This window comes from Sphingomonas bacterium (genome assembly GCF_028292945.1).
In the GTDB taxonomy this organism is placed as follows: Bacteria; Pseudomonadota; Alphaproteobacteria; order Sphingomonadales; family Sphingomonadaceae; genus Sphingomonas.
Genome location: NZ_JAQGLJ010000105.1, coordinates 1 through 14,381 on the forward strand (window position 1 = coordinate 1; position 14,381 = coordinate 14,381).

Consider the following 14,381-nt stretch of genomic DNA (forward strand, 5'->3'; position numbering starts at 1 on the left):
GTCGACGCCAGCCGCCTGGTGGAGCTGGTCAACACCCGCCATCCTTTGGGAGAGGTCCTCGCGTCCCGTGAGGACAGGCCGCTGGTTGACGCGGACCTGTCGCGGTCATAGCCCGACCACCATGCCGAGCTTCCTGGACTTCGAAAAACCGATCGCCGAACTGCAAGGCCGCATCGACGACCTGCGCGAGGGCGCCACGGGTGGCGTCGACATCGGTCCGGAGATCGCCCGGCTACAAGCCAAATCCGACAAGCTGCTTCGCGACACCTTCGCGCGGCTGACGCCGTGGCAGAAGACACAGGTGGCGCGCCACCCCGAGCGACCGCACTTCAACCATTATGTTGCCGGGCTGTTCGACGACTGGGTGCCGCTAGCAGGTGATCGCGCCTTCGCCGACGATCAGGCGATCCTCGGCGGTTTCGCGACGTTTGGCGGCCGCAAGGTGATGGTGCTGGGCCACGAGAAGGGCGACGACACCGCCAGCCGCATCCGCCACAATTTCGGCATGGGCAAACCCGAAGGCTACCGCAAGGCAATCCGCCTGGTCGAACTGGCCGATCGATTCGGGCTGCCGATCGTGACGCTGGTCGACACCTCGGGTGCGTTCCCCGGCGTACAGGCCGAGGAGCGCGGGCAGGCGGAGGCGATCGCCCGTTCGACGGAGGCTTGCCTGCGCGCAGGGGTGCCGATCGTTGCGGCGATAGTGGGCGAGGGCGGCTCCGGCGGCGCGGTGGCGCTGGCGGCGGGCAATCGCGTATTGATGTTCGAACACGCCGTCTATTCGGTGATCTCGCCCGAGGGCTGCGCGTCGATCCTGTGGCGCACCGCCGACAAGGCAGCGGAAGCCGCCGAGGCGATGAAGGTCACTGCGCAGGATCTGAAAGGGTTCGGCGTGATCGATACGATAGTGCCCGAACCGCTGGGCGGCGCTCATCGCGATCGCGCGGCGGCGATGGCGCAACTGGGCATGGCATTGGGTGAGGCGCTTGACGCGCTGTCGGGCCAGAGCCGCGACGAGCTTCGGCGGCAACGCCGCGAGAAGTTCCTGGCGATGGGCCGACTGTAGGAGTCGGCCCAGGCGTTTCAGGCGGTCTTCAGGTTGGACGAAACGTTCTCGAACGTCGCCTTCAGATTGTTGCCCAGCCCCTGCATGGCGGCGATGGCGGCAACGGCGATCAGCGCGGCGATCAGGCCGTATTCGATTGCCGTGGCGCCGCGAGTGTCGCGCAGCATCTTCACAATGCGTTTCATCTGGTAAGCTTCCCCTAAAAAAAGGGACGACGCGTCTTACACCGCGCCGTCCCAAATTCAACGTTGACCAGTGATGCGAACTTACGCGGTCTTGAGGTTCGAGGCCACGTTGTTGAACGTCGCCTTCAGGTTGTTGCCCAGGCCCTGCATGGCGGCGATTGCGGCAACGGCGATCAGTGCGGCGATCAGGCCATACTCGATGGCGGTCGCGCCCTTGTTGTTCTTGATGAACTTGCGAATGGTCTGCATGATACGATCTCCGATTATGCCAAAGCTTCAGTTACCCGACTGAACCGGGAGAACCGGACCAGCAGCACGGAAGCTAAGAGCAACTTGTTGAGAAAACCTTAAAGCGAAAACGTGATCGCCTGGATGATCAGCGCGCGGTCTGGACCTTGCTGCTGACGTTGTTCCACATGCTGCTGGTGGTCGATCCAACGGCCTGGAAGCCGACCAGCATCGCCAGCACGATCATCGAGATGATCAGGCAATATTCGACCGACGTCGCGGCTTTCTGCTGACGGGCAAGACGCTGTAGGGCAGGAAGCCAGGCTCGCATGACCGTCATGTTACCGGTGAGGAGGTTAACGAATGACTGACATGCGTATGTTCCCCGTCGTCGCCGCCGCACTTCTCGACCCCGCCGGGCGGGTGCTCGTCCAGCAGCGGCCACCCGGGAAGCCGATGGCTGGTCTGTGGGAGTTTCCCGGCGGCAAGATCGAAGTCGGCGAGACCCCGGAGGCCGCACTCGTGCGCGAGTTGAACGAGGAGTTGGCGATTGTCGTCGATGCCGCGCACCTCGCGCCGCTGTGCTTCGCCAGTGAATCCCAAGCCGATCGCCATCTGCTGCTGCTGCTGTTCGTCACGAACCGCTGGCGGGGTGAACCGCAGGCGCTGGAGGCGTCGGCGCTACGCTGGGCAGGGCCGGGCGAGCTCGACGACCTGCCGATGCCTGCCGCCGATCGTTTCCTGATCGCCGCGCTGTCGCGCCTGCGACCGGGTTGACCGAACCGCCCGAACCCGCCATGCGCCCCAACCTTGCCGCGCATCGAGGCCCGATGGCGGAGTGGTGACGTAGAGGACTGCAAATCCTCGCACCCGGGTTCGATTCCCGGTCGGGCCTCCACATCGCCGCGATCGGGTGGTGCCGCCGGGTGAGCTTGGCGTTGCGCGCCCGGCTCGCTAGAAGCTGGTCGTGAGAACTGTGTTGCACCAGTAAGACAGCTGTGCGAGAGACGACCATCGCGGATATCGGGGACATGATGATCGGGATCGATCCTTCTGAGATGCGCGCGCAGCGCCACGCCATGGTCGCGAGCCAGCTGCGCACGAACGCGGTCAGCGACACGCGGGTGGTGGCGGCAATGGCCACCGTGCCGCGCGAGGCGTTTCTGCCGGGTGACGCGGCGAAGATGGCCTATCGCGACACCGCCATCCCGCTCGGTCGCGGCCGCGCGGCAAATGCGCCGATCGCGACGGGGCGGTTGCTGACGGCGGCGACCCTGGACTCCGTCGATCGTGTCCTGTTGATCGGCGCGGCCGGGGGCTATGCGGCGGCGGTGTTGGCTCAGCTGGCGGCGCACATCGTTGCGGTGGAGAGCGACGGCGCGCTTGCCGAGTTTGCGCGCGCCGCGCTGGCCGGCATGCCGACCGTCGAGGTGGTGCAGGGGGAGCTCACCGAGGGCTGGGTCGCCGGTGCGCCGTACGACGTGCTGATCGTCGACGGCGCGGTCGAGGCGCTGCCTCCCATGCTGATCGAGCAGGTCCGGCCTGGTGGCCGGGTCGTCACCGGCCTGATCGAGCGAGGCGTCACCCGCTTGGCTGCCGGCCGACGCACCGCGGGCGGGTTCGGCCTGGCCAGCTTCGTCGATACCGAATGCGTGCTGCTGCCCGGCTTCGCGCCGCCGCAAGCCTTTCGCTTCTGAGCAAAGAGATGCACGGGAAAATTCCATCTCTTCTGGTGGTCGGCGCGTTTCTTCTCGCCACGCCGGCCAGTGCCGACACGCTGCGCGAGGCATTGGCCCGCGCCTACCAGACCAACCCGACGATCACGGGGGCGCGCGCGGGCCAGCGGGCCGTTGATGAGAATGTGCCGATCGCGCGGGCCGCCGGGTTGCCCTCGGCCAGCGCGGGAGGGAGCTATAGCGAGAACCTGCTGCGGTCCGGCAACAGCCTGAGCTCGCCCGCGCGCTCCGCGTCGGCGGACACGTCGCTGGTCGTGCCGATCTATCGCGGCGGCGCGGTGCGCAATTCGCTCCGCGCCGCCGAAACGCGCGCGGACGCGGGTCGCCTGGGCCTGCGCGGCACCGAGTCCGATCTCTTCACGGACGTGGTCGCGGCGTATAATGACGTGATCCGCGACGAGGCCGTCGTCGGGCTGAACCATCAGAATGTTCGGGTGCTGGAAATCAACCTGCGCGCCAGCCGCGACCGGTTCCAGGTCGGCGACCTGACCAGGACCGACGTCGCGCAATCGGAAGCGCGGCTGTCGATCGCGCGCGGCCAGCTGCAGTCGGCCGAGGCTCGCCTGATCTCCAGCCGGGAGAACTACATCCGCGTCGTCGGCGCCCCGCCCGGCACGCTCGCCGAGCCGCCGCCGCTCCCCAATCTGCCCGTCAGCGTCGACGCAGCGGTGGCGCAGGCGCTTGCCGACAATCCTTTCCTGCTTGCCGCGGCGCGCCAGCGCGACGCCACCCGTTACGACATCGGCATCGCCCGTGCGGCGCGGTTGCCGCAGGTGAGCGGCGTGGTGGGGGGCAGCTACACGAATTTCCTTGGCTCGCTGGGCTCCGGCACCGGTGTCAGGGTCGGTCAGGACGGCGCTTCGGGCAATGTCGGGCTGTCGCTCAGCCTGCCGCTGTTTCAGGGCGGCCGCCCGGGTGCGCAGGTCCGCCAGGCCGAGGCGCGGCGTAGTCAGGCGATCGAGGCGGTGACCGAGACCGAGCGTGCGGTGATCGCGCAGGCGCGCTCCGCCTTTGCCGTGTACCGCTCGTCGCTGGAGGTGATTGCGTCGTCGCAGAACGCGGTCAACGCCAACCGGCTGAGCCTGGAGGGCGTGCGCGCGGAGAACAGCGTCGGCACGCGCACCATTCTCGATATCCTCAACGCCGAGCAGGAACTGCTCAACAGCCAGGTGACGCTGGTGACCGCGCGGCGCGACGCCTATGTCGCGGGTTTCGCGCTGCTCGCCGCGATGGGCAATGCCGAGGCGCGCGACCTCGGCCTCGACGGCGGCGCGCTGTACGATCCGATGCTGAACTACAACCGCGTCCGTCGCCGGATCAACGATTTCGCCAGCGACGGCGAGCCGGCACCGGTCGCGACCGGAACGACGCTGACGCCATCGCAGGACGCGGCCGTCACGCGGCCGCTGGAGCCTGCGCTCGGAACGCCGGTTGACAGGACGCGGTCGTTAAGCACAGGTTCTGCTTCGCCCAACCGACAATGAGATTGGGCAACGGGGCTGCGAATTGCATGGGTGACCTGAGCGCCGAGCCGTCGATGGAGGAAATATTGTCTTCCATCAAACGCATCATCGCCGAGGAGGGCGATGGCACGCCGTCGCGCGCGCGGCGTCCGGCGCGTCCGCTTCCCACGGCGATCTCGCTCGCCCGGTCACCCGATGACGACGAAGCCGATGACGATGAAATTCTGGAGTTGAGCGTCCCCATGCCCGCTGCCCGCCCCGATCCCGCGCCCCGCCCCGGCGATGCTGCCGCCACGCCGGCTGCCGAAACCATGGTGTCGCAGGCCGCCGCCGCGGCCAGCCGCGGCGCTCTCGATTCGCTCAGCCGGCTGATGGTCAAGCCGGAGCCGGGCAGCGACGGCTCGCTGGAAGGCCTGGTGCGCGAGATGCTGCGCCCGATGCTGAGCGAGTGGCTCGACGCGCATCTCCCCGAGCTGGTGGAGACGATGGTGGCGCGCGAGATCAAGCGGATCACCGGTCAACCGGGCTAAGTCCGCACCAAGTCCCACTCCCGCATGCTGAACTTGTTTCAGCATCCATCGTGCGACGGGGGACGGGCGTACCTCGTGTGATCGTCGCCAGAGCATAGTGCGACACGCGACTGAAGCATCCGTCCCGACGTGGATGCTGGAAACCAGTTCAGCATGACGGGAGCGATATTGCCCCCATTCAGCCCATCTGCTCTACCTCGCGTCCATGAAGCTCCTCCTCACCGCCAGCTTGCTGGCGATCGCCTGTGCAGCCCCGGCGACGGCGCGCCAGCTCACCATCGCCGACGTGACGATGCTCAGCCGCGTGAGCGCGCCGACCGTTTCAAAGGAGGGCCGCTGGCTCGTCTGGCAGCAGCGCGAGACTGATCTCGCCGCGAACCGCGGCCGTTTCGACCTGTGGCGGCTCGACCTGGCCCGGCGGGGCGCGCAGCCTGAGCGGTTCGCCGCCGAGGCCGACGTCAACGAGACCAGTCCGCAGATCGTCGGCGACACCGTGTACTTCTCTTCGGACAAGGGCGGCGATGACGCGATCTGGTCGCTCCCGGTCGCCGGCGGGACCCCGCGAAGGCTCACCAGCTTCAAGGGTGGCTTCGGCGGCTTCAAGGTCGCACCGACGGGTGATCGCATCGTCGTCTGGGCCGATCGCAAGCCCGGCGCGCCCAGCCTGGAACCGGCCATGGTCAAGAAGGATGCGAACGCCGGGTCGGGCCGCACCTATGACCAGCTGTTCGTGCGCCACTGGGACAGCTGGGCGACCGGTGATCGATCGCAGCTGTTCGTCCTGCCGCTCGGTCCCGAGGGCGCTTCCGGCGACGGCATGGCGGTGGAGCGAGGGCTGGTGGGCGATACCCCGTCCAAGCCGTTTGGCGGGGGCGAGGAGATCGCCTGGAGTCATGACGGTCGGACGCTCTACTTCGCGTTGCGCGAGGCGGGTCGGATCGAGGCGACTTCCACCAACCTCGACATCTTTGCCGTGCCTGCCGATGGCTCGGCACCCCCGCGCAACCTGACCGATGTCAACGACGCGACCGACACGCTGCCGGTCGTCTCCCCCGACGGCCGTACGCTTGCCTATGTCGCGATGAAGCGGCCGGGCTACGAGGCGGACCGTCAGGTGGTGATGCTCCGCGACCTCGCGTCGGGGCAGACCCGGGCGCTGACGCAAGGCTGGGACCGGTCGGTCGGTTCGCTGGCCTGGGCGGCCGACGGCAGGTCGCTACTCGCCACCGCCGACGATACACAGGAAGTGCCGCTGTTCCGCATTGACGCCGCAACGGGCAAGGTCGCGCGGCTGACCGGCGAGGGCCATGTCGCGGCCGTTGCGGTGACGCCCAGGGGCGCGGTCGTGGCGATGGACAGCCTCACGGCGCCCGCCGACTTCTTCACGGTCGCAGGTAAGGGTCGCCCCGCCCGGCTCACCAGCGTCAACGCGGACAGGCTCGCCGGCGTCGATCTGCCGACCGTCACCCGCTTCAGCTTCGCCGGTGCGAACGGAGACACGGTGCATGGCTATGCCGTCCGCCCGACGGGTATCACCGGCAAGGTGCCGGTCGCGTTCATGATCCATGGCGGGCCGCAGGGGTCGAGCAACAACAGTTGGTCGTACCGCTGGAACCCGGCGGTGTTCGCGGGGGCCGGTTATGGCCTGGTCGCGGTCGATTTCCACGGCTCGACGGGCTACGGCCAGGGCTTCACCGACGCGATCCAGAACAACTGGGGCGGCTGGCCACTGGAGGACCTGCAAAAGGGACTGACGGCGGCGACCGCGCGGTTCGGCTGGCTGGACGGCGACAACGCCTGCGCGATCGGCGCATCGTACGGCGGCTACATGGTCAACTGGATCGCCGGGCAATGGCCCGACCGCTTCAAATGCCTCGTCCAGCACAACGGCGTCTTCGACGCGCGCGCGATGGCGTATGAGACCGAAGAGCTATGGTTCGACGAATGGGAGCATGGCGGCAAGACCTATGACGAGGACCCTGCCGCCTACGAACGCTGGAACCCGGTCAACCACGTCGCCAAATGGAAGACGCCTATGCTGGTGATCACCGGCGAGAAGGACTTCCGCATCCCCTACACGCAGGGGATCGCCAGCTTCACGGCGCTGCAACGACGCGGCGTCCCGTCACGCCTGCTGGTCAATCCGAACGAGAACCACTGGGTGCTGAAGCCGCGCGAGAGCCGGCAATGGTATGGCGAGGTGCTGGGCTGGATGGACCGCTGGACCGGCAAGGCGCCAGCGGCGGACATGCATGTGATGCCGGGCACGACGGTTACGCGCTGAAGCTTCGTCACCCCGGCCTGGAGCCGGGGTCCCGCTGCCTTTTTCCGCTCAAGAAGAAGCGGGACCTCGGGTCAAGCCCGGGGTGACGGAGGAATAGGTGGCGGCTAAGGCCACCTCTATGCCCGAACTCCCCAAAACCTTCGACCCTGCCGAGATCGAGGCGCGCTGGTACGCGCATTGGGAGGCGAACGGCCTGTTCCGCCCCGACCGACCGGGCGCGCAGCCCTGGACGATCGTCAACCCGCCGCCCAACGTCACCGGCTCGCTGCATATCGGCCACGCGCTCGACAACACGCTGCAGGACGTTCTGACGCGGCATGCGCGCCTGCAGGGCAAGGACGCGCTGTGGGTGGTCGGCACCGACCATGCCGGCATTGCCACGCAGATGGTGGTCGAGCGCGATCTCGCGAAGGAACAGAAGAAGCGCACGGATTTCACGCGCGAACAGTTCGTCAGCAAAGTCTGGGCGTGGAAGGAGCAGTCGGGCGGCGAGATCACCCGCCAGCTGCGCCGACTGGGCTGCTCGATGGACTGGACGAACGAACGTTTCACGATGGACGAGGGCTTCTCGGCCGCGGTGCTGCAGGTGTTCGTGCAGATGCATCGCGCGGGCTTGATCTATCGGGACAAGCGGTTGGTGAATTGGGATCCGGGTTTGGGCACCGCGATCAGCGATCTGGAGGTGGAAACGCGCGAGGAGCAGGGTGGTTTCTGGCACCTGCGCTACCCGCTGGAGGACGGCTCCGGCGCGATCTCGGTCGCGACGACGCGGCCGGAGACGATGCTGGCCGACATGGCGGTCGCGGTTCACCCGAGCGACGAACGCTACGCGTCGCTGGTCGGCAAGCAGGTTCGCCAGCCGATCACCGGCCGGCTGATCCCGATCGTCGCCGATGAGCATGCCGATCCGGCGCTCGGGTCGGGCGCGGTGAAGATCACGCCGGGGCACGACTTCAACGATTTCGAGGTCGGCAAGCGCGCAGGGTTCGCGGCCGCCGACATGCTCAACATGCTCGATGCGCAGGCAAGGGTGGTGCAGACCGCCGACGGCCTGATCCCGGCCGAGCTGATCGGCCTTGACCGCGCCGCCGCGCGCGACCGTGTCGTGGCCATGCTGGAGGAGGCCGGCGCGCTGGAGCGGGTCGAGCAGCGCACGATCCAGCGCCCCTATGGCGACCGCTCGGGCGTGGTGATAGAGCCGTGGCTGACCGACCAATGGTATGTCGATCAGGAGACGCTCGCCGGCCCCGCGATCGCGGCGGTGCGCTCCGGTGCGATCAAGGTCGTGCCCAAGTCGTGGGAGAAGACGTTCTTCCACTGGATGGACAACATCCAGCCCTGGTGCATCAGCCGCCAGCTGTGGTGGGGGCATCGGATCCCGGCATGGTACGCGGACGACGGGCGCATTTTCGTCGCCGAGAGCGAGGCGGCGGCACAGGTCCAGGCGGGAGAGGGTGTCGCCCTGCGGCAGGACGAGGACGTGCTGGACACGTGGTTTTCCAGTGCCTTGTGGCCGTTTGCGACCTTGGGATGGCCAGAGTCCCCCTCCCACTCGCGGGAGGGGCTAGGCGTGGCCTCGTCGCAGGGTCAGGTGGCTGACGGAACGGGCCCTGTCCCAACCCCTCCCGCAAGCGGGAGGGGAGTTCTCAACGGCCGCTACCCCAACGACGTCCTCGTGTCCGGCTTCGACATCCTGTTCTTCTGGGACGCCCGCATGATGATGCAGGGGTTGCAGCTGATGGGAGATGTGCCCTTCAAGACGCTGTATCTGCATGGTCTGGTGCGCGCGGCCGACGGCGCAAAGATGTCCAAGTCCAAGGGCAACACCGTCGATCCGCTAGGTCTGATCGACCGATACGGTGCCGACGCGCTGCGCTTCTTCATGGCGGCGATGGAGAGCCAGGGCCGCGACATCAAGATGGATGAGAAGCGCGTCGAGGGTTACCGCAACTTCGCGACCAAGCTGTGGAACGCCGCGCGCTTCTGCCAGGCCAACGGCATCGGTGGCTCGACCACGCTGGAGCCGCCGGCGGCGACGCTCGCCGTCAACAAATGGGTGATCGCCGAGTGCGTGGCGATGATCCAGGAAGTCGACCTCAGCCTCGCCGACCTGCGCTTCGACGCGGCCGCGAACGCGATCTATCAGTTCACCTGGAGCCGCTTCTGCGACTGGTATATCGAGCTCATCAAAGGAACGTTCGACGACGAGACGAAGGCGGTCGCCGGCTGGGTGCTCGACCAAATCCTGGTCGTGCTCCACCCCTTCATGCCCTTCATCACCGAGGAACTGTGGCACGCGTTGCTGCCGGGACGATCCGAACTGATCGTCGCGCAATGGCCGAAGGCGGACGCGCGCGCGCTCGATCCCGCCGCGCAGGCCGAGGTCGAGTGGCTGATCGAGCTGGTTGGCGGCATCCGCGCCGCCCGTACCGAACTGAACGTGCCGCCGGGCGCGAAGCTGCCGCTACACGTGCGTGGTGGCGATGCGCTCACCCTTGCCCGTATCGAGCGGCAGGCCCCCGCGCTGTCGCGCCTGGCACGAGTCACGCCAGCGGCCGGCGACGCAGCCGGTGGCGCAGTGCAGGTCGTGATCGGCGGCGCTACCTTCGTATTGCCGCTGGCAGGCGTGATCGACCTCGAGTCCGAACGCGCGCGCCTTGCGAAGGCGATCGCGGCGGCGGGGAAGGAGCGCGATGCGCTCGCCGGCCGCCTCGGCAACGCCAGCTTCGTGGAGCGCGCCAAGCCCGAGGCCGTCGACAAGGCGCGCGCCGACCACGCCGACAAGGCGGCAGAGGCGGAGCGGCTGAGCGCCGCGCTGGCACGGCTGGGGTAATGGCTACCTGTCATCATCCCCGCGAAGGCGGGGACCCATCACCCACGCGCGAAGTTTTCAGCCCGGTCGGTAAATGGGGTCCCACGTTCGCGGGAATGACGGCGTAATGGCGAGCCAGCCTTCATCAGGTCCTCGCCAACGCGACCTCACGACCGGACCGATCGGCACCACCTTGCTCGCCTTTGCGCTGCCGACGCTCGGGTCCAACGTGCTGCAATCGCTCAACGGCTCGATCAACGCGATCTGGGTCGGACGCTTCCTGGGTGAGTCGGCGCTGGCCGCGACATCGAACGCGCACAACATCATGTTCCTGCTGTTCGGCGCGGTGTTCGGGTTCGGGATGGCGGCAACGATCCTGGTCGGGCAGAGCTGGGGAAGGCGCGATGTTGACGCCGCGCGGCGCGCGTTCGGGTCGGCGCTGGGGCTGGTGCTGGCTGCCTCGATCGTCGTCGCCGCGCTGGGTTGGGTGTTCACGCCCGAAATCCTCGCTGCACTCCAGACGCCCGGCGACGCGCGGCTGCTCGCGGCGGCGTACCTGCGCGTGATCTTCCTCAGCCTGCCGCCCTCGATGCTGCTGATACTGTGCTTCATGGGGCTACGCGGCACGGGTGACGCCATGACGCCGCTCTGGTTCATGGCACTGAGCGTGCTCGTCGACAGCGGCCTCAACCCCGTCCTCATTCTCGGTCTGGGGCCGTTCCCCGCGATGGGAATCGCAGGATCGGCGACCGCGACGCTGATCGCCAACTTCGTCGCGCTGGGCGGTCTCGCGCTCTACATTCGCCTGCGTGACCTGCCGCTGCGGCTGCGCGGGGCGGAGTGGCGCTATCTCCTGCCGAGCGCCGCACTGACGCGGTTGATCGTCGCCAAGGGGCTGCCGATCGGCGCGCAGATGCTGGTCATCGCGCTCGCCGGGCTGACGATGCTGGGGCTGGTCAACCGTTATGGCGTCCACACCGCAGCTGGCTTCGGTATCGCGTTGCAGCTGTGGGGCTATATCCAGATGCCGGCGATGGCGATCGGTGCGGCCATTAGCGCGATGGCGGCTCAGAACATCGGCGCGGGGCGGTGGGACCGCGTCGGGCGGATCACCGGCGCGGGGCTGTTGCTCAACGCCGCGATCACCGGCGCGATGGTGGCAATGGTGCTGCTGCTGGACCGGCAGATCCTGGGCCTGTTCCTGGGCGCAGACAGCCCCGCGTTGCCGATCGCGCAGCATATCAGCCGCACCGCGTCATGGGGCTTCATCCTGTTCGGCGGGACGATGGTGCTGTTCGGGGTGGTTCGCGCGAATGGCGCCGTATGGGGCCCGCTGCTGATCCTGTTCACCGCCATGTTTCCGGTTCGGCTCGGCCTAGCGACGCTGCTGGAGCCGACCTTGGGCGTCGATGCGCTGTGGTGGAGCTTCCCCGCCGGCTCGGCCGCGACGGTCGCGATGGCGGCGCTCTATTACCGGTTCGGGCCGTGGCGACGTAGTCGCATGCTGGTACCCCAGGCCGAGGGAGAGCAGCGAAGCCATGCGGATGTCGATCAGAGCGCGCATTCGCATCCCGCCGGTTAGGCGGCTGCGGCCTCCACCGGCGCCATCACCTCGATCACGCCGGCCGCGATCGCGGCGGTCACCGGGGTCCGCGCCAGCACCTCGCCATCGATCGAGATCGGCATGCGCGGCTCGGTCGCGATGCGGATCGAGCGACCGTGGAACTCGCGCACATCCTCATGGCGTGCGGGCAGCCGCAACAGGCTCGCCACCCAATTCTTGACCAGCCGGCGCCTTACCTTGCCGACCACGGCCTGCACCACGATCTCGCCCGAATTGACTTCCGCCGACTCGACCATTTCGGTCCCGCCATGATAGCCGCCATTGGCAATGCGAACTTCCACCACGCGCAGGCGCTCGGCGGTGGCGCCCTCGCCGATGATCAGCGTGAAGGGACGAAAGCGCAGGAACTCCCACGCCGCCCAGGTCAGATAACCGAGCCGCCCGGCCACCTTCTTCAACCCGTGCGGTACTGACTGCGCGATCTGAGGTGCAATCCCCAAGGTCGCGCAATTGCAGTAATAATCCTTGTCGATCCGCCCCAGATCGATGCGGCGGGGCGCGCCGGTCGCGAGCACGTCCACCGCGCCGGGCATGTCCAGCGGAATACCGAGCGAGCGCACGAAGCTGTTCGCCGTCCCGAACGGCAGCACGCCCAGAATGACGTTCGCCCCAACCAGCTGATCCACCAGACCACTGACCGTGCCGTCGCCACCGCCGAGGATGACGAGGTCGGGCTTCTTGGCCAGTGCCTTGTCGAGCGTGGCCGTCAGCTGCTTCGGGTCCTCTACCGCGTGGGAGTCGACCGGAAAGGGGAGCCGGTCGAGCAGCGCGCAGACCTCCGCGAATTGCGCCTGCCCGGATCGCGAGCGCGCGTTGACGATGAGGGCGGCGGATCGAATCGGGCGGGTCATGCCCCGCCGTAACGCGCGGCTGCGCTTTTAGCCCCGCTTGCATGAACGCGCGTGGGCGTCGATGGAGTATTGATGTCAAGCTATCCCGCTCTTCGCCTGCGCCGCACCCGCGCGAACGCCTGGAGCCGCCGCCTTCATGCGGAGACGGTGCTAACGCCCGCCGACCTGATCTGGCCGCTGTTCGTCACCGCAGGCGAGACGGAGGAACCGATCGCGAGCCTGCCGGGCGTGTCGCGCTGGTCCGTGGCCGGGATCGTCGACCGGGCAAAGGAAGCGCGCGATCTCGGCATCCCTTGCGTCGCGTTGTTCCCCAATACGCCAACCGCGCTCAAGACCGACGATGGCCGCGAGGCGCTGAACCCCGACAATCTGATGTGCAGTGCGATCCGCGCACTCAAGGATGCGGTACCCGAGGTCGGCGTGCTGACCGACGTGGCGCTCGATCCCTATACCACCCACGGCCATGACGGGCTGCTCGACGCAGCCGGCTATGTCGGCAACGACCCGACCGCGGAACTGCTGGTCGCGCAGGCGCTGAACCAGGCTGCGGCTGGCGCGGACATCGTCGCGCCATCGGACATGATGGACGGCCGCGTCGGCCTGATCCGCGCCGCGCTGGAGGGTGCGGGGCACCACAATGTCCAGATCATGAGCTACGCCGCAAAATATGCGAGCGCCTTTTACGGCCCGTTCCGCGACGCGGTCGGCAGCCGCGGACTGCTGAAGGGCGACAAGAAGACGTATCAGATGGACTATTCGAACACCGATGAGGCGTTGCGCGAGGTTGCGCTCGATCTCGCCGAGGGCGCGGACAGCGTCATGGTCAAGCCCGGGATGCCGTATCTGGACATCATAGTTCGGGTGAAGGATCGCTTCCAAGTTCCTGTATTCGCATATCAGGTATCAGGCGAATACGCGATGATCGAGGCCGCTGCCCGCGTCGGCGCAGGCGATCGCGACGCGATGGTGATCGAATGCCTCACCGCCTTCAAGCGCGCCGGCTGCACGGGCGTGCTGAGCTATCATGCTGCGGTTGCCGCGAGGCTGCTGATCCGATGATCGAGACCGAACGCCTGCGGCTGCGTCCCTAGCGCGAGGCGGACAAGCCCGCCTTCCGCGCAGTGGTCACGCCCGCGATGATGGAGCATTTCGGCGGCGCCGCGGCAGATGGGGACATCGACGCGCTGCTCGACGCCCAGATGGCGCCTCAGGCACACGATGGCCATTGCACGTGGGCGGTCGAGACGGTGGACGGCACGCTCGGCCGGCATCTGCGGCGTCCGGGTGCAGCGCACCTATCCGGGGCTGGCGGTCAACGATCAGCTGGAGATCGGTTGGCGCATTGGTGAGCGTTGGTGGGGGCAGGGAATCGCCCGCGAGGCAGCGATGGCGAGCATCCCCTGGGGCTGGGTCCACACCGGCTTTCGCTGCATCCTGGCCTGGACGACGCGGGCCAACACGCGCTCCTGGGGCCTGATGGAGCGGCTCGGCATGGACAGGCGGGCCGCGCTCGACTTCGCTCACCCCCGCTATGACCCCGACGACCCGCTGTTCGCGATGATCGTCTATGGGATGGACCGCCCGACATGATCGTCAACACCG

General features: G+C 67.6%; 14 protein-coding genes and 1 tRNA gene. 11 read left to right on the forward strand and 4 right to left on the reverse strand.

The features are described from left to right. Positions 1-121 precede the first annotated feature (121 nt). The gene (locus tag JWN21_RS11325) at positions 122-1,066 is read left to right on the forward strand and encodes an acetyl-CoA carboxylase carboxyltransferase subunit alpha (RefSeq protein WP_299649960.1); all 945 of its coding nucleotides are present in this window, start codon (positions 122-124) and stop codon (positions 1,064-1,066) included. Between the two features lie 17 nt (positions 1,067-1,083). Here JWN21_RS11325 and JWN21_RS11330 read toward each other — a convergent pair whose 3' ends face one another. The 3 genes from JWN21_RS11330 to JWN21_RS11340 form a co-directional block, all read right to left on the reverse strand. After that, a complete protein-coding gene (locus JWN21_RS11330) occupies positions 1,084-1,251 on the reverse strand; it encodes a Flp family type IVb pilin (protein ID WP_299649963.1) in 168 nt (55 codons plus the stop codon). Between the two features lie 81 nt (positions 1,252-1,332). Continuing rightward, on the reverse strand, positions 1,333-1,500 hold the full coding sequence (locus JWN21_RS11335) for a Flp family type IVb pilin (RefSeq protein WP_299649966.1): 168 nt from the start codon (positions 1,498-1,500) through the stop codon (positions 1,333-1,335). Between the two features lie 127 nt (positions 1,501-1,627). Next, positions 1,628-1,819, reverse strand: coding sequence for a Flp family type IVb pilin (locus tag JWN21_RS11340; RefSeq protein WP_299649969.1), 192 nt, complete (start codon positions 1,817-1,819; stop codon positions 1,628-1,630). A 23-nt stretch (positions 1,820-1,842) separates the two neighbouring features. Here JWN21_RS11340 and JWN21_RS11345 point away from each other — a divergent pair, with 23 nt between their 5' ends. The 8 genes from JWN21_RS11345 to JWN21_RS11380 all read left to right on the forward strand — a co-directional run bounded on the left by JWN21_RS11345 (position 1,843) and on the right by JWN21_RS11380 (position 11,886). Next, positions 1,843-2,256 carry a (deoxy)nucleoside triphosphate pyrophosphohydrolase gene (locus tag JWN21_RS11345; RefSeq protein ID WP_299649972.1) on the forward strand — a complete coding sequence of 138 codons (414 nt, stop codon included), beginning with the start codon at positions 1,843-1,845 and terminating at the stop codon, positions 2,254-2,256. Positions 2,257-2,303: 47 nt separating this feature from the next. Beyond that, a tRNA-Cys gene (locus JWN21_RS11350) sits at positions 2,304-2,377 on the forward strand. A 133-nt stretch (positions 2,378-2,510) separates the two neighbouring features. Beyond that, positions 2,511-3,176 (forward strand): protein-L-isoaspartate O-methyltransferase, encoded by a 666-nt coding sequence (locus tag JWN21_RS11355; protein WP_299650048.1) that lies wholly within the window; start codon positions 2,511-2,513, stop codon positions 3,174-3,176. A gap of 8 nt (positions 3,177-3,184) precedes the next feature. Further along, positions 3,185-4,699, forward strand: coding sequence for a TolC family outer membrane protein (locus JWN21_RS11360; RefSeq protein WP_299649975.1), 1,515 nt, complete (start codon positions 3,185-3,187; stop codon positions 4,697-4,699). A 26-nt stretch (positions 4,700-4,725) separates the two neighbouring features. Further along, complete coding sequence (locus JWN21_RS11365; RefSeq protein WP_299649978.1) at positions 4,726-5,208, forward strand: DUF2497 domain-containing protein; 483 nt, start codon at positions 4,726-4,728, stop codon at positions 5,206-5,208. A 205-nt stretch (positions 5,209-5,413) separates the two neighbouring features. Next, on the forward strand, positions 5,414-7,492 hold the full coding sequence (locus JWN21_RS11370; RefSeq protein ID WP_299649981.1) for a S9 family peptidase: 2,079 nt from the start codon (positions 5,414-5,416) through the stop codon (positions 7,490-7,492). Between the two features lie 118 nt (positions 7,493-7,610). Beyond that, positions 7,611-10,325 (forward strand): valine--tRNA ligase, encoded by a 2,715-nt coding sequence (locus JWN21_RS11375; RefSeq protein WP_299649984.1) that lies wholly within the window; start codon positions 7,611-7,613, stop codon positions 10,323-10,325. Positions 10,326-10,431: 106 nt separating this feature from the next. Then, entirely contained in the window at positions 10,432-11,886 is a 1,455-nt protein-coding gene (locus JWN21_RS11380; protein ID WP_299649987.1) for an MATE family efflux transporter, read from the forward strand. On the opposite strand, the gene JWN21_RS11385 is transcribed toward JWN21_RS11380, so the two are convergent. Next, positions 11,883-12,779, reverse strand: a complete 897-nt coding sequence (locus tag JWN21_RS11385) for a diacylglycerol kinase family protein (protein WP_299649990.1) — start codon at positions 12,777-12,779, stop codon at positions 11,883-11,885. The genes JWN21_RS11380 and JWN21_RS11385 overlap by 4 nt on opposite strands. A 72-nt stretch (positions 12,780-12,851) precedes the next feature. Between JWN21_RS11385 and hemB the strand changes: the two genes are divergently transcribed. Then, a complete protein-coding gene (hemB, locus tag JWN21_RS11390) occupies positions 12,852-13,838 on the forward strand; it encodes a porphobilinogen synthase (RefSeq protein ID WP_299649993.1) in 987 nt (328 codons plus the stop codon). Between the two features lie 225 nt (positions 13,839-14,063). After that, positions 14,064-14,369, forward strand: a complete 306-nt coding sequence (locus JWN21_RS11395) for a GNAT family N-acetyltransferase (RefSeq protein ID WP_299649996.1) — start codon at positions 14,064-14,066, stop codon at positions 14,367-14,369. Positions 14,370-14,381 lie beyond the last annotated feature (12 nt).